Genomic DNA, 21398 nt, shown 5'->3' on the forward strand with positions numbered 1-21398 from the left:
TACCCGGTTTCGGCCGTCTGTCAAACACTGGACTTACGCAGCGTCACTTGGGTCGTCGACCGTGGCGCCGTTGCACCGCCGCGGTCGTGCGCCTAGCCTTGCCGGATGAGCAAGCCAGACGCCGCCGCCCCCCTTCCCCGCCCCGTCGCCGCCGCGCGTCGCAAGGCGGCGGGCGCTGCGCCGGCGCGACGCGGCCGCCCGCCCAAGACCGAGGCCAAGGCGGCGGGCGAGACGCGCGATCTGATCCTGGATGCGGCCGAGGACCTGTTTTCCAAACACGGCTTCTACGGCGTCACCATCCGCGAGGTGGCGCGCGAGGCGGGCGTGGATACGGCCCTGGTCCACTACTATTTCGGCGCCAAGCGCGAGCTGTTCGACGCCGTCTTCCTGCGCCGGGCCGAGGTCTGGAACGACGACCGCGTCGCCGCAATCGACCGCTATGCCGAGACGGCGGGCGACGACATGACGCTGGAGGGCTTGCTGGAAGCCTTCCTGCGGCCGCCGTTCGAATGGTCGTTGAAGGGCGGACCGGGCTGGAAACATTATTCCGCCCTGGTGGCACAGACCAACGCTAACCCCAGTTTCGGCGGCGAGACGATGGCGCGCTATTTCGACCCGGCCATCCACCGGCTGATCGAGCTGATCGCCAAGGTGCTGCCCGGCGCCAGCGAGGTCGACCTGTACTGGGGCTATCACAATCTATCGGGCGCCCTGACCCTGACGCTGGGCGAGACGGGACGTCTTGACCGGCTTTCGAACGGGCGGGCGCGATCGGGGGATTTGGACACGGCCGGCGACTATATGGTCCGGTTCGCGGCGGCCGGGTTCAGGGCCGTGGCGGGTCTGTCAGCACGCCAAGGCTGATCGCTCACGCTAGGGCCGGCGCACGCCCAGCTTTCGCCCGGCCGAAAATCATGGTCTCAAGGCCCGACCGACAGATGCCGAAAGCCGCCATGACGCCCCCTGCCGCCGACCGCCGCCGCACCTTTCTGCGCGGGCTCATCGTGGCCGCGCTAGGGGGCGTGTTTCTGGCGGTCACCGGTGCCTTCGGCAGCGCGGGCGCATCCTTGCCCCTGCGTCTCGTCTATTGGGTGCTGGTCATGGTGCTGGGCGGACTGTGGGGCCATCTGTGCGGCCTCGTGGTCAGCCGGTTTGTGGATTCGGATGAGCGGCCATGGCTGAGCATCGCGGTCATGGTTGTCGTGATCACCGGGCCGCTGTGCGTCATCGTCTGGGCGGCGACGGGACTGTTCTTCGCCCAGAAGCTCTATCCGCTGGCGGTGCTGCCGCAGCTGATCGTGCCCGTCGTGGTCATCACGACGGCGGTGACGACGTTGAACGTCTTTTTGGGGCGGGCCGTGCCGGTCCAGACCCATGCGGCGCCGCCTGAGACAGCGGCCCGCCCGGTTCGGTTTCTGGACCGTCTGCCCATCAAGCTGAAAGGCGCGACGATCCGGGCGGTGCAGGCTGAGGACCACTATCTGCGCATCCACACCGACCGGGGATCGGACCTGATCCTGATGCGGCTGTCGGACGCGGTGGAGGAACTGGAGGGGCTGGAGGGCGCCCAGACGCACCGCAGCTGGTGGGTGGCGCGCGAGGCGGTGCGCGCCGTCGAACGCGGCGACGGCCGCGCGACCCTGACGCTGGACGGCGGTCTGTCGGCGCCGGTCAGCCGCCGTTACGCCCGGATGCTGCGCGACGCCGAATGGTGGTGACGCTTCAGGGCGCGGGCTGGGTGGTCAGCATCGACGCAGGCGCGGCGCAGCCGGTCAACTCGTCGTCGCCGATCTCGACCTTGGCCGTCAGCGGATAGGTGCGGTCGCTCATGCCGTCCGAACATTCGGTGGCGATCAGCACGACGTTCAGCGCCTTGTTCAGATTGGTCGAGCTGGCGAAGGTCGCGACCGTGCCCTGGACCGTCGCGCCATGGTTCGGCGCGCGCTGGGTCGGCTGATCGACGCGGGTGTAGATCAGGGCGTCCGGCGTGATCTCCACCCCCCAGAAAGGTTCGGTCCCCAGCGCCCGCACCGGCTGGCCCAGATCGACGCCGCTTAGGGTGACGGCGGCCTGCGGCTGCGGCGCCGGCTTGGGCTTGGAATCCTCGCGGTCGTAACAGGCGCTGAGCGAGAGGCCGGCAAAGGCGATAACAAGCGGGGCGGCGGCGAGCGGAATGAGGCGCATGACGGCTCCTTTGGTTCGGGCGCAGGTGAGGTCCCCGCCGCCCTCGGTCAAGGGGCGCGGCTGGGTTATGCTGGTTCCATGTCGATTCGCCCCACCGCATTCGAGTTCTTCGCCGGGGGCGGCCTGGCGGGGCTGGGGCTGTCCGCCGCTGGCATCGACACCGTCTTCGCCAACGACATGGACGCGGCCAAGACGCGCGCCTTTAGAGCCAATCATCCGCATACCCCGTTTCGTCAGGGTGATGTCTGGACCCTGACCACCGAAGATCTGCCGGGGCGGGCCGACTTGGCCTGGGCCTCGTCGCCCTGTCAGGACGTCAGCCTGGCGGGCGCGCGCGGCGGGCTGGAGGCCGGGCGGTCGGGCGCCTTCTGGGGCTTCTGGCTGCTGATGCAGGGGCTGGCGGCCGAGGGACCCAGCCCGCGCGTGATCGTGCTGGAGAACGTCATCGGCCTGCTGACTTCCGGGCCAAGAACCGAAATGGGTCGGGATTTCGCGGCCGTCTGCACGGCGATGGTCGAGGCGGGCTATACGGTCGGCGCGCTGGAGATGGACGCCGCCCACTGGCTGCCCCAGTCGCGGCCGCGTCTGTTCGTGGTGGCCATTCAGGGCGAAGCCCCGCGCGCGGCGGGTCCGACCCAGCCCTTCCATTCAGCGCGTCTCATCGCCGCGCACGCGCGCCTGCCCGAGGCGGTGAAGGCCGCCTGGGCCTGGTGGTCGCTGCCTGCGCCGTCGCAGCGCAATCTGGACCTGGCGGCCATTCTGGAGCCGGACGACGCCGTCAACTGGCTGGATGATGCGGACGCCATCCTGGCCCTGGCCGCGCCGCTGCACCGCGCCCGGATCGCGTCGGCCCTGGCGTCTGGCCAGCGTTGCGTCGGCGCCGCCTATCGCCGAGTGCGGATCGAGAACGGCCGCAAGGTTCAGCGGCTCGAAATCCGGTTCGATGGTCTGGCCGGATGCCTGCGCACGCCGGCCGGCGGCTCGTCGCGGCAATATGTGGTGGTGTGCGATCAAGGCCGGGCGCGAGTTCGGCGTCTAACCGGGCGCGAGGCCGCGCGGCTGATGGGCGTGTCGGACGACTATCAGTTGCCGTCGAGCGAAAGCGCGGCGCTGAAGCTGATGGGCGATGCGGTCGCCGTGCCGGTGGTCAGAGCGCTGGCCGACGGGCTGTTGCTGCCGGCGCTGGTGGATCGACGCGCCGCCGCCTGACGCCGTCGCTGATCGCCAAGATAAACCACCCCCCGGGACATCGCCCGAGGGGTGGGAGAAGCGTGGCCCTAGCGCTGGACCCACTGGCCCTGGGCGTTGCGGTACCATTGGCCCGAGGAGATGCGGGGCAGCAGTTGGGCCTCGAACATCCGGGCCCCTGCGACATCCGCCGAAGTGCCCGCGTCGGCGGCGCTGCGGGCGTAGGCGGCGCGGCGGCCGGAGTTGGTGGCGTCGACGGCTGCGCGCAGGCTGGCGTCCGAGGTCGGGGTGCGGAAGCCCAGATAACCGTCGGCCTGCTCACCCACGGTGCCGGCGGCCTTGGCCTGGTCTATCTGCGCCTTCTGGGCGCTGGTCTGGGCGAGGGCGGCGCCCGCGACGCCCAGAGCCGCAACGGCGGCGCCGATGACGAAGAGTTTGCGGAAGGTCATGTCAGCCTGTCCCTTTCAGAGAGAAGCGGGAAATCAGAAGAGGTTGGGGTTCTGCTGCAACAGCTGCTGCAGCTCCTGGTCCAGCCGAACGCGCACGTCGGCGTCCAGCTTGGCGTAGATCTGGATCGGCGCGACCTCAAGACGGATGGTCGGGGCGCAGGCCGCGAGGGCGACGACGACGGCTCCAAAACCGAGGCCGGCCAGTTGGCGCTTGTGGATCATGACGTGGGCTCCGGTTCGGCCGAGGGTGATGTCTCTAATAGCACGCCGTCCAATGAACGCGCGCTGAATGGTGAAGTTCAATCGGCAGACGCCGGGACGGGCGCGGGCGTCGCATCCTGCTGACCCTGGCGAGCGCGATTGACGGCCAGCAGATCCGAGATCAGCTGGTTGGCGTTCAGGGTCGTGTCCAGCGTCAGATCGATCTGGGTGTTCGACGGCAACGGCAGTTTGCGATTCAGGAACTGGCGGCTGATCAGTTCGCCGATCGTCAGCCGAAGCTCCTGACGTTTGGGCGGATCGTGACGGCCGCGAATGTGGAACAGGACCGCCAGACGGCCGCCGTCCAGGCTGTTCACATCGGCGCTGAGCTGGTCGAAGGACAGATTTTCCATCGCCTGATAGGCCAGGTCCTCGACGACGTTCTCCGACACCTCGCCGCCCCCGCCGCTGGCGGCGACATCGGTCAGGACGTCCCGCTTGATCGACAGGCGGCCCGGCTGGACCGCCTCCAGCTTGCCGGCGGTGATCTTGAGGCCGCGCTTGGGGTCCATGATGAAGGGCAGGCGGCCGGAGACGACGGCGTCCAGCTGAACCTTGTCGTCAAAGCCGGTGTCGGCGACGATATCGCCCAGCTGTACCCGGTCCAGCACGATCACGCCGCTGTAGGGCTGGGTCGCGTCCAGCGGGACGGTGAAGGGCTCGACCGAGACGGTCCCGCCGCCGGCGACGACCTGTGCGCCGTCGATCAGCACCCCGGCCTCATTGACCGAGAAGGTCACATCCAGCGCCGTGACCGCCGTGCCGACGGCAAGGCTGTCGGCCGTCAGCTTCTGGTTCGGGGCGGTGATCAGGGGCGTCAGGCTGCTGAAGACGATGTCGCCGCGCAGGCCCTTCACGGCCCCGACCGGACTGACGAAATCCAGGCCTGGCGTGACCAGATGGCCGCTGGAGGTCGGTTCGGCGTCCTTGGTCCAGTCGAAACGCCCGTCGAAGCTCACGGCGCCCTCGACCGGCGACTGCAAGAAGTCCGCGGCGAGCGGGCTGAGCATCGCCGGCTGAAGCCCATGCTCGGCGAAGGTCACGTTCGGGGCGGTGATGACGATGCCGCCCGATCCGGTGCGGCCATCGTGCGCCAGGGTCAGGCGGCCGAGACCATAGGCGGCGGCCGCGCCCGTGCCCTTCAGATCGAATGCGCCGCTCCAACGTTCGTTGGCTAGCGTCGCAGATCCTGTCGCGGAAAGCGGTTCGAACCGTTCCGGCGTCAGGGCGTCGATCACGCGGGCGGCGGCCACATTGGCAGTCAGGCCGATGCCCGCCTTGGTCCCATCGACGGTGACACGGCCCGAGGCGTCGGCGAACCGCATGCCGAGGAATGGCGCCTGGGCCGAGACTTGGGCGAAGCCGCCCGCGACGCGCCAGACGCCGTCCTTCGACGTCAACAGCGGACCGCCCTGGGGACACAGCTTGCCGGCGACCTGATGGACGTCGTTCTCGTCCAACTCCAGCCGCTCGACGGTCAGGTCGACGCAGTCCGATGTCGCATAGGTCAGCCGGCCGGCGTTCAGGGCCAGGACGCCGCGCGTCCGGGCGTCGATGCCGCGCGCCAGATCGAAATCCAGTCGGGCGCGACCGTCCAGCGTCGCTTCGAACCCGCCTTCGGTCAGGCGCCAGTTCGGGATCGCGACGGACATTTCCGGCAGGCCCTTGCCGCGCGTTGCAGTCAGGGTCAGCGCCCCGCCGCCCAGCCGCCCCGGCTCGGCCTGATAGGCGCCGCCCTGACCCTGGGCCACCGTCAGGACGCCGCCGTTGGCGGGCGTCAGGGTCACGGGACGCGACAGGGAAACGGTCGTGCCGGCCGCGCCCGTGGCGAAGCGGATGGCGGGCGCGTTCAGGGCGAAGCGTCCCAGCGCACGCTTCATCTCGGCCAACTCGGCGATGTCATCGGGACCGACCGCGCCGAACAGGGGCCAGGCGCCGTCGGCGGCGCGCAGCGATCCGTTCGCCGCGATCTGAACCCCGCCGTCGCTGACCACGTCCAGATCCAGGTCGGCGCGGCCGCGCTTCAGCGCCAGGTCGCCGAAACCGAAACGGTCGAAGGTCGCGCTCAAAGGGCCTGTCGCCTCGAAGGCCACATCCTTGCCGCCCAAGGCTAGGTCGCGCGACGTCAACGACAATCCGCCGATTGTCGTCTGACCCGTCCGTCCCGAACCGGCGGTCAGGGCCAGCGGCCCCTGCACGCGCCAGCGCACGGCGTCGTCGCGCGACACCATCAGCTTGCCGCGCGTCGCCGTCGCGGCGACATCGGCGATGCGCAGGTCCGCGCCCTCGACGGCCGTCGCCTTCAGCGCGGTCGTGACATCGCCGTCCAGCCGGAAGGTTTCGATCCAGCCGGAGACGACGCCGTCGAACCGGGCGGCGACATCGGCGCTGCGGGCGCTGAGCGTCGGGGTTCCCAGGCGCTCGCCCGTCAGGCGGGCGTCCAGAACCGCCCGGCCGTCGCCGCGCCGCGTCTTCAGATCCGGATAGGGCAGATCGCCGGTCAGGGTCAGCGCAGCCCCCTGCCCTCGCGCGGCCGGTGTCGCGAAGCTGTCGGCCGCGGCCGACAGCTTGATCGCCATCCGGTCGCCGGTCGTAATCAGGTCCAGCAGGCCGGACAGCCCTTGGGCCTCCGTTTCGCCGCTCTTCAGCGCGGCCTTCGGCAGGCGCGCCGCCAGCCGCATCAGCTTGCCGTCGTCGATCCGGGCGTCAGCCAGCAGATCGACCGGCCCGTATTCCGTATTCAACCGCCCGCGGCCGCCCTCGACGATGACCAGGGGTCCGCGCGAATCCGGGCGCGGCGGTCCGCCGGTGAACTCCTTGATCAGCGGGTCCAGCGAGCCGAACGACAGCTTTCCGCCCTTCCAGCTGGCCCGGACGACCGGTCGCACCAGACGAATGCGGCTGGGGGTCACGCCCAGGCCGGACCTGGACCACGGCAGGGCGACGGCGTAATCGACCTCGGCCCGCTCGACCACGACATCCGGGTTCTTCGGATCGCCGATGCGGATGCGGCCGACGAAGCCGTCGATCTCGATCCGCTCCACCTCGACATCGGCCGGGATCCCACGCTGGTCCAGCCAGCCGACGAGGACGTTGCGCGCCACCGCGCGGCGATTGAGATAGATCAGGGCCGCCACCACGCCGACCAGCAGCGCCAGGATCAGAGCCCCAACGGCGACGGCGCGCAGGACGCGACTGGTCTTAGCCTGCGGCTTTGGCTTTGGCTTTGGCTCGGGCTTGGACGGTGTGTCGGTCAAACGGATCGATCGCGTGATTGAAACAGCGGGCCGCCCACCTTGGTCATCCTTGTCTTCAGCACAAGATCAAAGCGTGACGGTCGGCTTTCGGCGCCCGCTTCCTGCCGGTCAAGCTGGGCCAGATAACGGCGAATCGCCCGGTCAAGATCCCTGCGCCGTCGAGCTTTGTCTGACGCACGTTAACCGTTTGTAACGGTCTGCTTTCCAAAATGAGACAAGCACGGTATAGGACCGCCTTCGCGCCACGGGCGATACGGCGCGATCTTCGAGAACGAGTAAAGCTTTGGCGCCGAAGGCGTCGCAATACGACGGGGACCGATGGCTCAGTTCGACCCACGCCGCCAGCCGACGCGGCTCGCGCCGCACATGCTTACGGCGGCAGCTGCAATCTCGGTGGCGATGCTCGCCGGTCGAGCCTATCAACCCGCTCAGGCGGAAGAAGTTCCCGCGCTGACCTCGACGCAGATGGCGGCCATGGAAGCCCAGGCCTTCGCCGCTGCGAACGCGCCCGCCGGAATGACGGCGCCCGAGGCCGTCAACGTCCAGATCCGCCGCGGCGAAACCTTCGAGCAGGCCGTGCGCCGCACGGGAGTCGCCCCCGAAGAAGCCAGCGCGGTCGCCGCCACCGTCGCCAACGCCTTTGACCTGGCCGACCTGCGCGCCGGACTGAAATTCGAGACCGCCATCGCCAAGCCGCGCGACGGCCGCGGCGACGCCCGCCTGATCGGCCTGACCATGCGCACCGGCCCGGCGTCGCAGCTGACGGTGTCGCGCAGCTTCGACGGCGCCCTGCGCCTGCGCTCGCTGGAAGAAAAGGTCACCCACGAGACGGTCGTCCTGAAGGGCGATGTCGAGCGCAGCCTGTCCGCCAGCGCGCGTGAACTGGGCGCCACGGCCTCTATCGTCCGTTCGGCCAGCCGCCTGTTCGCCACCAAGTTCGACATGCAGCGCGACATTCGCGCCACAGACGAGTTCACCATGGTCTTCGACCGTGAAGTGACCGAGGCCGGCCGCACGGTTGACGTGGGCGACCTGATGTACGCCGAACTGCGCGGCGTGACCTTCTACCGCTTCAAGCCCGCCGGCGCGAAGGAGGCCCAGTTCTTCGACTCGAACGGCAAGAACCTGCGCTCGGCCATGATGCGCACGCCGCTGCAGAGCTTCCGCCGCGTGTCGTCCAACTTCGGCTTCCGCACCCACCCGATCTCGGGCTACAAGAAGATGCACCAGGGCATCGACTTCGCCGCCGGAACCGGCACGCCGGTCGTGGCCCCCGCCGATGGCGTGGTGGTCGAGGCGCGCCGCTGGGGCGGTTACGGCAACTGGCTGCGCATCCGCCACAACAACGGACTGGAAAGCGGCTATGGCCACCTGTCGCGCTATGGCTCGGGCATCCGCGCCGGCCAGCGGGTCAGCCAGGGTCAGATCGTCGCCTACGTCGGCTCGACCGGCGCCTCGACCGGTCCGCACCTTCACTATGAGCTGTGGCGCGGCGGCCAGCGGATCAATCCCGCCGGCGTGCGCACCCAGGAAGGCACCGAATTGGCCGGCGCCGACCTGACCGCCTTCCGCGCCGAAAAGGCCCGCATCGACCGCATCATCGCTTCGGGCGGTCAAAAGCGCCCGGCCGTGCAGCAGGCCTCTGCCGAAGGTCTGCGGCCCGCCCGCGTCTGATCCGGCAAAGGCCGTCAGCCGACCAGACGCGGCGTCGCGCGCCGCGGATCCGGGCAGGACAGGCCGTGCACCGTCACATCGGCCTCGCCCAGCTTCAGGCCCAAAAGGTCCAGCACGGGATTGAGCGCGCCGTCCAGCACCGGCCCCAGCGGCTCCAGCAGCTGACCTAACGCCTTGGTCAGGTCGCCGAGCCCCAGGCCCAGGCCGATCACGTTCACATCCACGTCCAACCGCCCCAGCAGGCTGGCGACCGCGCCGCTGGCGAAGCCGCGCGAGGCCATGGTCTTGGCGCGCTGATTGTCGATGTCGTCCGCGTCGAACCTGAGCGATCTGAAGCCGGCGTCCGCCGCCTCGACATCCGCCTTGCCGGTAATGCTGACCAGGCCCAGGACCGACAACAGGGTCGCGCGCTGAGGCGCCAACGGGCTTTTGAAGTCGCCCAGCCTGCCCTCGTCCACCACACCGATCGATGCGCGCGCCAGGCCCGGCCGCACATCGACCTCAACCTCGCGCGCCGGATCGCAGGACAGCGACTTCAGTCGCGCCTCGGACGCCGCCAGTTCGATCAGAATCGGCAGCTCAACCCGCGCCAGACCCGACAGGGATTGCGCCGTCCTGGCCCGCACATAGAGCCGGGCCTGGGCTGTGCGGATAATCGGTTGGCCGTCGGCCGTCACCGTCAGCCAGGGCGAGCGATTCGGCCGTTCGCCGATCGCCAGCCTGGTCTTCAGATCGGCCAGGCCCGCCGGGACGCCCAGGTTCAGCGCGATCTGCCGATCCCCACCCCCGACCTCCAGCATGCCCATGACCAGATCCATGGCCGAGACCGAGGCGTCCAGCCCCTCGCGGATCCCGTCCGGCGCGCGCGCCTCCAACCCGATCAGGTCGCCCAGCCTGACCTTCGTTCCGACCGAGGCCGAGGCCAGCTTGCCCAGCGCCCCGCCGTCCTGGCCACCCGCCACCCGCTCCAGCACCCTCAACGCACGGCCGGCGTCGACCTGGGTCGCCAGAAGCCGGTCATAGTCGCCAACTTGGACGCCCAGATCGGTCGCCAGGGCGTCGGTGAACTCAAGCAGATTGATGTCCAGATCGATCAGGCGACGATAGTCCATGACGCTGAGCGACACCTTGGACCCGGTCAGGCCGCCGATCAGTTGGTTGGCCACGCCGTCGTCCAGCCGCGCCAGCCGCGAGCCGATGGAGATCATGGCCTTCGGCGTCTCTCCCCCGATCGTCGCCGTGGCGCGGCGTGTGACGCGCACCAGATCTCTCCCCAGCAAGAGATGGGTGAAGAACATCGGCGCGCGGCTGGCGACCTCGACCCGCGCGGCGTTCGGCGTCGCCCCGCCCGGCGCGAACCGGTCGTTGCGCACCTTGGTCGGATCGGGCGAATAGACCCCCAAGGCCGTCGCCACCGTGACCGAGACGTCGGGCGCGACATTGGCCTCGACCGTCGCCAGGGCCGCGCGAGCGACCGCACCTTCTCCCTGCGCCAGATTTCGCACCGCCGACAGCGCCGCCAGATCGGCTGCGCCCTGGACGCGACGCGTATGCAGAACCAGAACCCCCAGGTCGATCACCGCCGCCGTGAACAGACACAACAGACCGCCCGCGACCGCCGCGATCACCGCCACCGCCCCACGACGTTCAGCGCTGAACTGGACCAGCAGACGAGGCAGGCGGGCGTTCATGAAGGGTCACCTACATGGATGACCGCAGAACGCCGAATAACGGAGGGCGGACGGGGCAACATCCCACCCAGCGCCATGACCAGGCTGTCGCTGGCGTCATAGACCACGACCACCCGCAAACGTCCTGAATCCTCGGTCACCTCGATGGTCGTGTGTTCCGGCTTCAGGGCCACGCCCTGAACGGCGTGGTTCACCTCGCGCCGGGCCAAGCCGTCGCGCTCAGCCGCATCCAGTCCCCCGATGGCCGCCCTCGCGCCCTCGGACGCCAGGGCCTGAACCGACTGGGCCATCAAGAACCAGCCGCCATAGACGACGATGCCGATCAGCAGCAGGACCAGGATCGGCCCCACCAACGCAAACTCCACCGCCGCCACGCCCTCGCGCCCGCGTCGCCTTGCAGAAGGAATGGTTCCGAACGTCCGCATGCCAACCTCACGATTGCTCGCATGGGTTGTATATCAGGCGCGGTTAAGCGTTCGTGTGGCCGGGTGCAGGCAGGCGTTTGAAGCCTTTTCGGGTCATGGCGCCCCAGGACTGGGTCTTGCGCAGGAACTGCCAAGTCCCGTGCAGGCGCCACAGATTGTTGATCTGGCGGTAGCCGAAGTTCTCCACCACGGCGACGATCGCCAAGATGACGAGGTGGCGGACCTTCGGGAAGCGCCGCAGTTCGCTTTCTTCTAGGGCCAGCGCCCCGACCGATATCACGACGCCGAAGGTGAAGCTGACAGCCAAGAAGGCCAGCAGATATTCCACCGACAGCAGCCCCAGCGTCCACAGCACGGGGATCAGGATATAGCCGATCATCTCGATGACAGGGCCGATGACATCCACAAAGAGGATGTGCCCGAAGCCGACGACCCCGACCCGTCCGAAGCCCGGTCGCCACATCATGTCGCCGTGGCGCTGGAAGGTCTCCAGCGCGCCGCGGTGCCAGCGAGCCCGCTGACGGCCCAGAACGCTGAGGCTTTCCGGCGCTTCGGTCCAGCAGACGGGCTCGGGAATGAAGGCGACGCGGTAGGGTCGCTTCTGCGATCGCATCAGCCGATGAAGCTTGACGACCAGCTCCATATCCTCACCCACCGTGCCGTGGGTGTAGCCCCCGACCTCAAGCACCGCGGAGCGGCGGAACAGGCCGAACGCGCCCGAGATGATCGTCAGGGTGCCGATCCGGCTCCAGGCCAGGCGAGCCATCAGGAAGGCCCGCAGATATTCGACTGTCTGCAACAGCGCCAACGGATTGGTCGGCAGGCCGATCTCGACGACGCGCCCATGATCGATGCGGCAGCCATTGGCGATGCGCACTGTTCCTCCGACGGCGACGGTCCGCACCGGATCGTCGACGAATGGCCGCACCGCCCGCAGCAGGGCGTCAGGCTCGAGCAGGGAGTCGGCGTCCATCGAGCAGACGATCGGGGCTCGCGCCACATTGATACCGGCGTTCAAGGCGTCGGCCTTGCCGCCATTCTGCTTGTCCACGACGACGAGCCGCGGCTGGCTCGGCGTCCCCCATATGCCGCGGATCGGTTGGTGGCCGATCTTCAGATCGTGGGCCCGCTCAATCGGCGCGAGCTCGAAGGCGTCGATCAGAACCGCCAAGGTCTCGTCCGCAGAGCCGTCGTTGATCACGACGATCTCGAAGTTCGGATATTGCAGCGCCAGAAGCGACCGCACGCTTTCGACGATGGTCAGGGCTTCATTATAGGCCGGCGCCAAGAGGGCGATGGGCGGCGAGGCCTCGGCGTAACGGCGCCAGAGCACGCCGACCGCCGGGGTCGAAGGGGTCTCGATCAGCGACGCCGCAGCAAGGACGAGCTGCAGCATGTAGATCACGTTCTGGAACAAGCCCGCCGCGATCACGAACAGCGCCACGAACGCGGCGATGGCTTCGATCGTCTCGTTCATGACGGGGCGACGCCAAGAACGGGCTCTGGCAGGAGCCTCGATGGCGTCAGGTCGAGGGGAACCGGCCCGATGGAGTGTTCAGGTTTGGGAAGCGGTAGGCCCAGCGTCTGCAGCGCCTCGGTCGCGCGAAACCGCACCCACCATTCGGCGTCGTTCAGGCAAGCCGTCAGCGACGGCGCCAATGCGCGGGCGCCCAGTTTGGCGGCGGTGGCGCAGGCTTCGGCGCGCACGTCCCAGGCGGGATCATGCAAAGCCGCCTCGACGGCCGCCGACGCAGCGGGATGCGCCAATTGACCGATTCCTCTGACGGCGGCGAGCCGGAGCGCGACATTGGGATCGCTTGTGGCGTCGATCAGGGCGGGCAGACAGCTATAGGCGCCGCTTCCGGCCAGCGCCTCGGCCAAGACGGCCCGCAAGGTCGGCGACCGGTCCGGGCTGTTGAAGACGGCGAGGGCCGCATCAGGATCGGCGCTGGCCAGACGGCGGAGGATGGGAAGGTATTGCAGGGATTCAGTCTCCCCCCGCTTTTCCAGGTCCACGACAACCGCCTCGATGGACGGCGCCGCGTCGATTTCGATCAGACTGCGAATGGCGGCGATCCGCACCTCCCCGTCCCGCGAGGCCATATACAGCGATGACAGGGCTGCTGTTGTGGCTTGCGATGGGAATGCGGCCAGAGCTTCGGCCGCCGCCAGCCTGCCGGTGCGGCTGCCCCGATTCAACCGATCACGCAGCGTCGCATCGACCTGCAGACGCGTGAGCGCCGCCACGAGGCGTTCTCGTTCCGCCCCCCTAACGAGGCCCATCACCTCCAGCAAGGACTCTGCAAGCAGTCGCGCCTGGTGCTGATAGTCGCGCAGACGGGCTTCCCCCTCGGCATCGCCGCCCATGATCTGCAGATAGGCGCGCGAAACCGACTTGCGACGCTCGGCGCGATTGGCCTGGGACCGTTCGCGAAACAGTCGGCTCAGGATCAGCCAGCTCATCCATGCCAGCGCCGCCGCCATCAGCAGCAGCGACGTCGTCCAGAGCTGGCCGAGAAGGGCCGTCATCAGAAGCGCAACCCGACGCCAAGGTCGACCGCGTCGCGATCATAGGCGGCGCGATCCTCATGCGTGCCGAACAGGCGCAGGGTCAGGCGTGAACCGATATCGACCTCGGCGCCGACGGTTCGCGCCTTCACATCGACCGTGGCGCCGTCAGACGATTCCGGCGCATCCGCGAACCCCGCGCTTAGACGCACAGCCGGTCCAAGGGCCCAAAGGCCGCGCACGGCGTATCCGTCGCGATGCTCTCCGCGCTCATCCCAGACGTTGATCCAGCGCCCCTGAACGGAAAGGCGGCGGTCGAACGCGGAAACCTCAAGCCCTGGCTGCACGGTCGAGACGGTTCCGACCCTGTATTGCGCCACGCCGGCGTCCGCGATCATCTGGATGTTGGGCGTCAGGGGTTTCGCCCCCCCGATCTTCAGCGCGGCCTGCGGACGGTGATCGGCATCGATGGCCCCGCCGACGGCGACATAGGCCGATCCGTCGCCCAGAGGCGCGGAATGCCTTGCCTCGAGATAGACGTCAGCATCGCCGAAACGCTCGCTGCGCTCGGCGAGCAGCTCAAGCGTCCGGCCGTCCTGAAAGCGCCGGGCGACCGAGATGCCTTGCTCGCGCCAGGGCGGGAGCGAACCGGAAAGCTCGCTGTGGGAGACGCGCACGTCCATCCGCCATACGGCGTCGGGTTGTTGCCGGATCTCGGAACGGACCGCAGCGATCTCCGCCGCCCTGCCGGGATCGGTGCGCGCGGCGTCGGCGAGGGCCGCATCGACGGCCGCCTTGTCGCCTTTCGCCACGGCGACGCGCGCGCGTCCGATATAGGCGTCGGTATAGTCTGGCGCCGCCGCGATCACCTGGTCGAAGGTCTTTTGGGCCTCGTTCAGACGACCGAGCGCCAGCAGGGACAGCCCCCTGTTCAGTCGCGCATCGACATTGTGCGGTTGTTCCGACAGCACACGATCGAACAGGTCCGCCGCCTCCTGATGGCGGCCGGCGAGACGCGCAGAGACTCCTCGGTCATAGAGATTTTCCGCCTGCGCGAAGACCGGCTCAGCCGACGCCAGAAGCAGGGCGGCTGTCGCCGCCGTCACCATTCGCATGAGACCTGTCCGCAGGAAGAAGACGGCTGATGCGTGCGATCAGCTCATCGGGGATAAAGGGCTTGACCAGATAGTCGGCCGCGCCAAGTTTCAACGCTCCCACGATGTCCTCCTCGCGTCGCAAGGATGTCAGCATGATAACGGGCACATCGGACGTTGCGGGATCGGCCCGCAGACGCCTCAACACCTCGAAGCCGTCGACCACCGGCATCATGCCGTCCAGGATGGCGAGGTCGGGCCGGAGCTCGCGAACCTGGGACAAGGCCGCCGCCCCGTCCTCGGCCGGGAACACCATATAGCCGGCCGCCGACAACTTGTGGACGAGCAGCTCACGCAGGAAGGCGTCGTCGTCTGCAATCAGGATTCTGTAGGCAGCCATCACTGGTCGACTCTCTCGATGATGTCAGAAGGTTGTATCCCAACTTCCTGAATCAGCCGTTCACGAATTCGCACGGACACGTCCAAAGCGAAATGAGACGGCCGAGGCAAGCGGCGCCGCGAGAATTGACCGCAGATTAATCGCATGGCGCGAATGTGGCGTTCTACTCGTCGTGAGGGGGCTATGATTCAGGCGTCAACTGTCCGCGTGCCTTCGAAAGATCGTATGAAGTTTCTGCTGACCCTCGCCGGCCTTGCTCTGCTGGCGAGCTTGCTGACGACCTTCGCCATCGTTCATGGCCGGTTCGGGGGGCCTGTTTCAGCCATATGGGCGCTTAACGCCCTATTCTTCGTCATAGCTTCGAAATCGCGGCGCAACAGGTGGCCAAGCCTGCTTGGCGCAATGTTCGTCGGCAATCTGGCCGCGTATCTCATCGCCGGCGATCCGTCCCTGCGCGCCCTCGTTTTCGCAGTGGCCAATGTGATCGAAGTCGTCGTCATGGTCGTTGCCCTTAATCGGCGGTCGAGGACAAGGCTGTTCCGGCGATCATCGATGCTGCGCTTCATCGGCTGGTCATTCATCGCCGTGCCCCTGTCGACCGCCATAGCGATCATGGCCCTGGCTTTGACCGGAAAGCATGTGGGAGAGCATGGCGCGGCGGTATGGTTCGCCGCCCATACACTGGGCTTGCTGTTCTTCACGCCCATGATCTGGGCCCTGTCGAACCGTCAGGCCAGATTGGATCTTCGCCGGAATGTCGGCTCAATGCTGCCGGACCTGGTTCTGGTCGGCGCGGTAACAGCCGGCGTTTTCGCCCAGTCGCGTTATCCGGTGCTGTTTCTCGTGCCGCCCGTCCTGGTTTTGGTCGCCTATCGACGCGGTCTGGCCGGCGCGGCCATCGGCCTGTTCATCGTCGGCGCCGTCGGCTTCGCCTTCACTCTGGGCGGGACCGGTCCGACGCGTCTGGTCGACAGTCACGTCTCGGAGCAGCTTCTGGTCCTGCAGGGGTTCCTGGTGGTCAATGCGCTGGCCGCTCTGACGGTCGGATCGGCGGCGTCGGAAAAGCGTCGCCTCATCGAGCGCCTCCAGCGTCACCGCGCGTCGCTCGCCAGACGCGCGCACAAGGAGCGTCTGCTGATCCAGCAAGCGCGGCTCGCCGAGCGCATGAGCCAGGTCGGCTACTGGACCCTCAATCCGTCGACAGGAGATGTTTACTGGTCGCCTGAAGTCTATCGCATCCACGGCGTAACGCCCGAGGAGTTCAACCCTCGTCTGGGCGATGCGCTTCAGTTCTACCCGGAAGGCGATCGTCAGCATGTGTCGGAAACCCTTCGCGTCGGCGTCGAGACCCAGTCCGCCTGGTCATTCGAAGCCGATCTGCAAAAGGCCGACGGCTCGCTGATCCGCGTGCGGTCCATGGCCGAAATGCAGATGAACGACGCCAATGAGGTCGAGACGATCTTCGGCGTGTTCAAGGATGTGACACGCGATCACGAGATGCTGGAAAAAGTGCGTGAGCAGGAAACGCTGTACCGGCTGCTCGCGGACAACTCATCCGACGTCATCGCTCGGTTCGGCACCGACAGCGTGTTCACCTATCTGTCGCCCTCCATCAAACCCCTCCTCGGCTATGACCCGGAAGACTTGATCGGCAAGTCGACGTCGCTGGTCGTTCATCCGGATGATTTCGAGCGCGTCCTGTCGGACTGGCGCCGGGGCCTGGCGTCGGGGCGGCCATTCTCCGTCGAATACCGGGGCGTACACCGGGACGGCACGATCAAATGGCTGGAGGCGCGGCCCTCCATCACCCGTGACGAAGACGGCCAGATCCTGGAGTTCATCGACAGCGTCCGTGACGTGACCGACCGGCATGCCCGCGAGGTCGAACTGGCGAAAGCGACCGAGGCGGCCAATGAGGCGACGCGGGCCAAGGGCGCGTTTCTTTCCAACATGAGTCATGAAATCCGGACGCCGCTGAACGGAATCATCGGCTTCTCAGATCTGCTGTCGGACGCGCAGACGGCGGAGGAACGCGCCCACTACATCGCCCGCATCCAGGGCGCAGGCCAGGCGCTGCTGCACGTGGTGAACGACATCCTCGACTTCTCCAAGATCGAGGCGGGCAAGATGACGGTCGAACGCGTGCCATACAGCCCGGCGGCGCTCAGCGCGGAAGTCGTCGAACTGGTCAGGGCGGCGAACGCCAGCTCGGACCTCGTCTTCACCCACGCCGTCGACCCTGATGTCGCAGCGGCCTATGTCGGCGATCCGGCCCGTATCCGTCAGGTCCTGCTCAACCTCGTCGGCAACGCGGCCAAGTTCACGCGCCAGGGTGCGGTGGACGTGCGGGTCGCGCGCGTCGATGGGCGGCTAGGCTTCATCATCAAGGATAACGGCCCCGGAATCGCTTCTGACAAACTGTCCCGCGTGTTCGAAGGGTTCTCTCAAGCCGATGAGTCGGTCGCCCGGACGTTCGGCGGAACAGGGCTGGGGCTGTCCATCAGTCGGTCGCTGGCGCGGCTGATGGACGGCGACATAAGCCTGACCAGCGTCTTGGGCCAAGGCACGGTCGCAACCCTGCTCGTGCCCTGGGTCGAAAGCGATCAGAAGCCTGTGACGGCCGCGCAAGGCGCTGCCTCTCTCAACAATGCCGCTCTGCGTGTCATGGTCGTCGACGACGTCGAGATCAATCGGGAGTTCGTCGAAATCGGCCTTGGCCGCGCAGGTCACAGTGTCGAAAGCCATGCGTCCGCCGAGTCCGCCCTGGCGGTCCTGAGCGCGGGCGCAAGCGTGGACGTGATCCTCATGGACGTCCAGATGCCGGGCACCGACGGGCTGACGGCCACGCGCGCGATCCGCAAGATGCCCGGGGCGGCGTCGAAGTTGCCCATCATCGGGCTGACGGCCAATGTCCTGCCTGAACAGGCGGCCGCCTGCCTGGCCGCCGGCATGGACGATCATTTCGGCAAGCCCATAGACATGGCGCGTCTTGTGGAACGCCTGGCGAAAGTCTCAAGCCGAAGAGACGCAACCGCTGTTTCGGCGCCCCAGGCGGCGCCCGCAGACCCCGCCATGGACGCCCTCGCGCGCCGCTATACCGCCCATCTTCACACCGTCGCGGAGGAACTGCGGCAGTTGATCGAGGATGGAGATCATCCCAAACTGGCCGCCCTGTCCCACTCGATCGCCGGGACTGCCGGAAGCCTGGGCTTCGGCGCCGTCTCCGACGCAGCCTTCGAACTGGAGGCGGCTTGCCGCCGGGTCGCCGACAGCAGTGGCGAAGCGACGTCAGTTGCTGGCGACGTCGAGAATTTGATAAGCGCCATATCGAGGTTGCCTGTCGGCGATGCGAGCCGATGAGAAGAGCAGGAGCGCGTGCGTGCAAGTCCCGGTGATCGTGCTGGAGGACGATCCGTTCTGGATGAACGAGATCAAACATATGTTGGACGCGCAGGGCGAGACCGTCCTGCAATCGACCTCCGTGGACGCCGCATTGAAGCTGCAGGCAGAGCACCCGGACGCCATGTTCATCGTCGACATCATCCTGCCCGAGCGAGATGGGATCGACTTCATCAAGACCGCGCGCGGCTTGAATCCGAAAGCCAAGATTCTGGCGATCAGCGGCGGCGGTCGGGTCGGCTCCGAGTTCTATCTGAAGCTCGCGGACGCCTTCGGCGCCGTGTGCACCCTGCAAAAGCCATTCGACGACGCCCAACTGTCGAAAGCCCTGGCCCGGCTAAGGGCGTCGGAGGCGCAAGCCTAAGGCCGACCCGCGCTGTCATATTGCGCCGGCTTCTTCGCCGATGGGCAGGCGCTTGGCCAAGGCGTGGCTGAGCACCACCGGTGGTGTGGCACGGACTGATGTTTGTGTTCGACGGCCAACCCGCCATCGCAAAAATCGTCTGGCAGCTAAGGGGATGAGCCGAACTAGGGTCGTTTATCCTGGCGATCCGGCTCTGCCGCATCGTCTGACATCCTAATGGGCGAGCGGCATGGCCAACTTGAATGCAGCGCCTTCGGTCGTGGGCTGAAGGTCGAGAGTGGCGTCGTTGGCCTCCAACAGGGCGCTAGCGATGGACAGGCCGAGGCCGGCTCCCCCTTCCCCCCGTCGCGTGGTGAAGAAGGGCTCGAAGATGCGACCGGCGTCGCCCGGCGCGACGCCTGGCCCGTTGTCCGCCAGGGTCACGACAAGTCGATCAGACTCCACCGCGGCGCTGATGTTGACGGCTGTCGCGCCCGCCTGTCGGCTGTTTTCCAGCAGCGTCGAGACCACCATCTCTATGGTCGATGCCGGAACCGCGACTCTCGGGGTTTCGTTCTCGAACGTCGCCGAGATCGCCAGGCGGCTTGACCTTGCATCGACCGCCTTGGCGATCGGAGGGCGCACATCGACCGAAAGCCCGGCTTGAGGACGCGCCATATCGGCGCGCGCCAGGTCGAGCAGGCGCGTCACAAGGGCTGAAAGACGGCGCGCGTCGGAAGCGATGTTGTCGAGGAACCGCCGACGCTGGGCGGGGTCCATCTCGTGGTCCTGGAGCAGTTCGACGGCCCCCTGTATCCCGGACAGCGGCGTCTTGAACTCATGGCTCACGGCGGCGGCGAAGTCGCGCAGATAGCGGGAGCGGCGATCGACGGCCTGGGCCATCCGCCCGAAATCCTCATAGAGGGTCTGGATTTCGACGGCGGCGGTGGCCGGCGCGGGGGGAAGCACGCCTCCCCCGCTGGCGACATCGCGTGTCGCCCGGCTGAGCGCCTCGATCGGCCGGGCGATGCCGCGCGAGACCAGAACCGCCAGCAAAGCGATCACTCCCAGCGTGCCGACGACGCCAAGCCCAATCTTGATCCGGTCCTGGTACAGACCTTTGAACAAGGCGCGGGGCGAGCGGGCCGCCACGACGACCCCTTCGACACGCCCGTTCACGAGAATCGGTCGGGCATGGTGGATGCGTAGGCCTGCTGCGCGACTGAGCCATTCCATGGAGTAGCGCGGGTGATAGGCGTCATTGCGGCGCAGAACCGTGCGGGGCTGACCCGCAAGCGCCGACCGCACTTCCGTCAGATCGGCGAGACCGCCGCCCCGTCCGTAGCCGAGAACGATCGTCCCGTTGCGATCGAGCAAGAGGATCGAGGCCAGGGTCGTGCGGCTGGTCTGCTCGATGACCGGACCCAACCGTGCGGCGACCTCGATCGCACCTGCATCCGGCGCGGCGGCGACGCGCGGTGAGGGTCGAGCCGGCAAGACCGGCGTGGAGCCCAGGTCGATCGTCGCGGGCTCCGGCCTATAGTAGCCGGGATCGTCGCGCCGGCCGGGATCGAGCGGAACCACAACGGCGCCAGGCCAATCCGACGCGGCGACGGCCGACAGGACGACAGCCTGGGCGACCAGTTCCGCCTCCGTCTGACGCACCAGGGTATTCTCATAGACCCGCAAGAAGATGGCGCTGAGCCCCGGCAGGATGCCGGCGAAGATCAGCACCGACAGCAGGATGGTTCGAAGCCTGAGCGCCGGCCAATGACGGCGCACAAAGGCGCGCAGGCGTGCGATCACGCCTCCCGCGCTCCGCGCGCGCCGAGACACGGGCCAAGCTGATAGCCGATACCCGGTCTGGTCTCAATCACGTCAGCCCCGCCCACCATGGCGAACTTGGCGCGCAGGTTGCGCACGTGGCTGTCGATCGTGCGGTCGGTCATGGCGAAGCCGGGGCCGTGGACGCGGTCGATGATGGCGTCCCGCGTGAAGACCCGGCGCGGCGCATCAGCCAGGGTGCGCACGATGCTGAACTCGGTCACGGTCAGCGGCACCTCGATATTGCGCCACGTCGCCCGCCAACCGTCCGCGTCCAGTCCGAGGCCGCCGAAGGCGAACTGGCCCGGCGTCGGCGGGGCCGGGTTCCGCGCGATACGGCGCAGGATGGCCGCGACCCGCGCCACCACCTCGCGCGGACTGAAGGGCTTGGTCACATAGTCGTCCGCGCCCAGTTCCATGCCCAGAATGCGGTCGATCTCGTCGTCGCGCGACGACAGGAACAGAACCGGCAGATCACCCTGGGCGCGGATTCGCCGGCAGACCTCGATCCCGTCCATGCGCGGCATGTTGATGTCCAGCACGACGAGGCTGGGCCTGCACAGGGCGATGTCGGCCAGAGCGGCCTCCCCGTCGGCGGCCTCCCGCGTCGCCAGACCCGCCTTCTGAAGCGCGAAGGTCAGCAGGTCGCGGATGTGGGGGTCGTCGTCGACCACCAGGACGGTGCTTTGCATGATGGCCAT

The 21398-nt window shown here is 67.6% G+C and carries 18 protein-coding genes; 6 read left to right on the forward strand and 12 right to left on the reverse strand.

What is annotated here, in order from left to right; all coding sequences use genetic code 11:
- The first annotated feature begins 105 nt into the window (after positions 1-105).
- Positions 106-864 (forward strand): TetR/AcrR family transcriptional regulator, encoded by a 759-nt coding sequence (locus JX001_RS00975; protein ID WP_205681936.1) that lies wholly within the window; start codon positions 106-108, stop codon positions 862-864.
- A 74-nt stretch (positions 865-938) separates the two neighbouring features.
- On the forward strand, positions 939-1718 hold the full coding sequence (locus JX001_RS00980; protein WP_241004699.1) for a LytTR family DNA-binding domain-containing protein: 780 nt from the start codon (positions 939-941) through the stop codon (positions 1716-1718).
- Between the two features lie 4 nt (positions 1719-1722).
- Here JX001_RS00980 and JX001_RS00985 read toward each other — a convergent pair whose 3' ends face one another.
- Positions 1723-2184, reverse strand: a complete 462-nt coding sequence (locus JX001_RS00985; protein ID WP_205681937.1) for a COG3650 family protein — start codon at positions 2182-2184, stop codon at positions 1723-1725.
- 78 nt (positions 2185-2262) lie between these two features.
- Between JX001_RS00985 and JX001_RS00990 the strand changes: the two genes are divergently transcribed.
- A complete protein-coding gene (locus tag JX001_RS00990) occupies positions 2263-3393 on the forward strand; it encodes a DNA cytosine methyltransferase (protein ID WP_205681938.1) in 1131 nt (376 codons plus the stop codon).
- A 68-nt stretch (positions 3394-3461) separates the two neighbouring features.
- On the opposite strand, the gene JX001_RS00995 is transcribed toward JX001_RS00990, so the two are convergent.
- The 3 genes from JX001_RS00995 to JX001_RS01005 all read right to left on the reverse strand — a co-directional run bounded on the left by JX001_RS00995 (position 3462) and on the right by JX001_RS01005 (position 7339).
- Positions 3462-3821: a DUF1318 domain-containing protein gene (locus JX001_RS00995; protein ID WP_112862893.1), complete on the reverse strand. Its 360-nt coding sequence runs from the start codon at positions 3819-3821 to the stop codon at positions 3462-3464.
- A gap of 33 nt (positions 3822-3854) precedes the next feature.
- A complete protein-coding gene (locus JX001_RS01000) occupies positions 3855-4043 on the reverse strand; it encodes a YnbE family lipoprotein (protein WP_055754620.1) in 189 nt (62 codons plus the stop codon).
- A 77-nt stretch (positions 4044-4120) separates the two neighbouring features.
- Positions 4121-7339, reverse strand: a complete 3219-nt coding sequence (locus tag JX001_RS01005; protein ID WP_241004700.1) for an intermembrane phospholipid transport protein YdbH family protein — start codon at positions 7337-7339, stop codon at positions 4121-4123.
- A 318-nt stretch (positions 7340-7657) separates the two neighbouring features.
- On the opposite strand from JX001_RS01005, the gene JX001_RS01010 reads away from it, so the two are divergent.
- The gene (locus tag JX001_RS01010; protein ID WP_205681939.1) at positions 7658-9013 is read left to right on the forward strand and encodes a M23 family metallopeptidase; all 1356 of its coding nucleotides are present in this window, start codon (positions 7658-7660) and stop codon (positions 9011-9013) included.
- Between the two features lie 14 nt (positions 9014-9027).
- Here the strand turns inward: JX001_RS01010 and JX001_RS01015 are convergent, their stop codons facing one another.
- Genes JX001_RS01015 through JX001_RS01040 form a run of 6 tightly spaced genes read right to left on the reverse strand, consistent with a single transcriptional unit; the run spans position 9028 to position 15131 of the window.
- The gene (locus JX001_RS01015; RefSeq protein ID WP_205681940.1) at positions 9028-10704 is read right to left on the reverse strand and encodes a TadG family pilus assembly protein; all 1677 of its coding nucleotides are present in this window, start codon (positions 10702-10704) and stop codon (positions 9028-9030) included.
- Positions 10701-11129: a TadE/TadG family type IV pilus assembly protein gene (locus tag JX001_RS01020; RefSeq protein ID WP_205681941.1), complete on the reverse strand. Its 429-nt coding sequence runs from the start codon at positions 11127-11129 to the stop codon at positions 10701-10703. The genes JX001_RS01015 and JX001_RS01020 overlap by 4 nt, the downstream gene beginning before the upstream one ends.
- A gap of 43 nt (positions 11130-11172) precedes the next feature.
- Positions 11173-12606: a glycosyltransferase family 2 protein gene (locus JX001_RS01025; protein ID WP_205681942.1), complete on the reverse strand. Its 1434-nt coding sequence runs from the start codon at positions 12604-12606 to the stop codon at positions 11173-11175.
- Positions 12603-13658, reverse strand: coding sequence for a HEAT repeat domain-containing protein (locus tag JX001_RS01030; RefSeq protein WP_205681943.1), 1056 nt, complete (start codon positions 13656-13658; stop codon positions 12603-12605). The genes JX001_RS01025 and JX001_RS01030 overlap by 4 nt, the downstream gene beginning before the upstream one ends.
- Positions 13658-14752 carry a YaiO family outer membrane beta-barrel protein gene (locus JX001_RS01035; protein WP_205681944.1) on the reverse strand — a complete coding sequence of 365 codons (1095 nt, stop codon included), beginning with the start codon at positions 14750-14752 and terminating at the stop codon, positions 13658-13660. The genes JX001_RS01030 and JX001_RS01035 overlap by 1 nt, the downstream gene beginning before the upstream one ends.
- Positions 14703-15131, reverse strand: a complete 429-nt coding sequence (locus JX001_RS01040; RefSeq protein ID WP_205681945.1) for a response regulator transcription factor — start codon at positions 15129-15131, stop codon at positions 14703-14705. Before JX001_RS01040 ends, JX001_RS01035 begins: the two co-directional genes overlap by 50 nt.
- Positions 15132-15356: 225 nt before the next feature.
- Here JX001_RS01040 and JX001_RS01045 point away from each other — a divergent pair, with 225 nt between their 5' ends.
- Both JX001_RS01045 and JX001_RS01050 read left to right on the forward strand, forming a co-directional pair.
- Entirely contained in the window at positions 15357-18491 is a 3135-nt protein-coding gene (locus tag JX001_RS01045; RefSeq protein ID WP_205681946.1) for a PAS domain-containing protein, read from the forward strand.
- Between the two features lie 19 nt (positions 18492-18510).
- On the forward strand, positions 18511-18894 hold the full coding sequence (locus tag JX001_RS01050) for a response regulator (RefSeq protein ID WP_205681947.1): 384 nt from the start codon (positions 18511-18513) through the stop codon (positions 18892-18894).
- Positions 18895-19107: 213 nt separating this feature from the next.
- Here JX001_RS01050 and JX001_RS01055 read toward each other — a convergent pair whose 3' ends face one another.
- Both JX001_RS01055 and JX001_RS01060 read right to left on the reverse strand, forming a co-directional pair.
- Positions 19108-20679 carry a sensor histidine kinase gene (locus JX001_RS01055; RefSeq protein WP_205681948.1) on the reverse strand — a complete coding sequence of 524 codons (1572 nt, stop codon included), beginning with the start codon at positions 20677-20679 and terminating at the stop codon, positions 19108-19110.
- Positions 20676-21398, reverse strand: coding sequence for a response regulator transcription factor (locus tag JX001_RS01060; RefSeq protein ID WP_205681949.1), 723 nt, complete (start codon positions 21396-21398; stop codon positions 20676-20678). The genes JX001_RS01055 and JX001_RS01060 overlap by 4 nt, the downstream gene beginning before the upstream one ends.

It is taken from the genome of Brevundimonas fontaquae (assembly GCF_017086445.1).
GTDB classification, from domain to species: Bacteria; Pseudomonadota; Alphaproteobacteria; order Caulobacterales; family Caulobacteraceae; genus Brevundimonas; species Brevundimonas fontaquae.

Excerpts from the sequence above, each read along its gene's own strand:
- JX001_RS01040 (WP_205681945.1), bottom strand. The coding sequence starts at position 15,131 with ATGGCTGCCTACAGAATCCTGATTGCAGACGACGACGCCTTCCTGCGT.
- JX001_RS01020 (WP_205681941.1), bottom strand. The coding sequence starts at position 11,129 with ATGCGGACGTTCGGAACCATTCCTTCTGCAAGGCGACGCGGGCGCGAG.
- JX001_RS00995 (WP_112862893.1), bottom strand. The coding sequence starts at position 3,821 with ATGACCTTCCGCAAACTCTTCGTCATCGGCGCCGCCGTTGCGGCTCTG.
- JX001_RS01035 (WP_205681944.1), bottom strand. The coding sequence starts at position 14,752 with ATGCGAATGGTGACGGCGGCGACAGCCGCCCTGCTTCTGGCGTCGGCT.
- JX001_RS01015 (WP_205681940.1), bottom strand. The coding sequence starts at position 10,704 with ATGAACGCCCGCCTGCCTCGTCTGCTGGTCCAGTTCAGCGCTGAACGT.
- JX001_RS00975 (WP_205681936.1), top strand. The coding sequence starts at position 106 with ATGAGCAAGCCAGACGCCGCCGCCCCCCTTCCCCGCCCCGTCGCCGCC.
- JX001_RS01000 (WP_055754620.1), bottom strand. The coding sequence starts at position 4,043 with ATGATCCACAAGCGCCAACTGGCCGGCCTCGGTTTTGGAGCCGTCGTC.
- JX001_RS01010 (WP_205681939.1), top strand. The coding sequence starts at position 7,658 with ATGGCTCAGTTCGACCCACGCCGCCAGCCGACGCGGCTCGCGCCGCAC.
- JX001_RS00985 (WP_205681937.1), bottom strand. The coding sequence starts at position 2,184 with ATGCGCCTCATTCCGCTCGCCGCCGCCCCGCTTGTTATCGCCTTTGCC.
- JX001_RS00980 (WP_241004699.1), top strand. The coding sequence starts at position 939 with ATGCCGAAAGCCGCCATGACGCCCCCTGCCGCCGACCGCCGCCGCACC.
- JX001_RS01030 (WP_205681943.1), bottom strand. The coding sequence starts at position 13,658 with ATGACGGCCCTTCTCGGCCAGCTCTGGACGACGTCGCTGCTGCTGATG.
- JX001_RS00990 (WP_205681938.1), top strand. The coding sequence starts at position 2,263 with ATGTCGATTCGCCCCACCGCATTCGAGTTCTTCGCCGGGGGCGGCCTG.
- JX001_RS01025 (WP_205681942.1), bottom strand. The coding sequence starts at position 12,606 with ATGAACGAGACGATCGAAGCCATCGCCGCGTTCGTGGCGCTGTTCGTG.
- JX001_RS01060 (WP_205681949.1), bottom strand. The coding sequence starts at position 21,398 with ATGGCCATCATGCAAAGCACCGTCCTGGTGGTCGACGACGACCCCCAC.
- JX001_RS01045 (WP_205681946.1), top strand. The coding sequence starts at position 15,357 with ATGAAGTTTCTGCTGACCCTCGCCGGCCTTGCTCTGCTGGCGAGCTTG.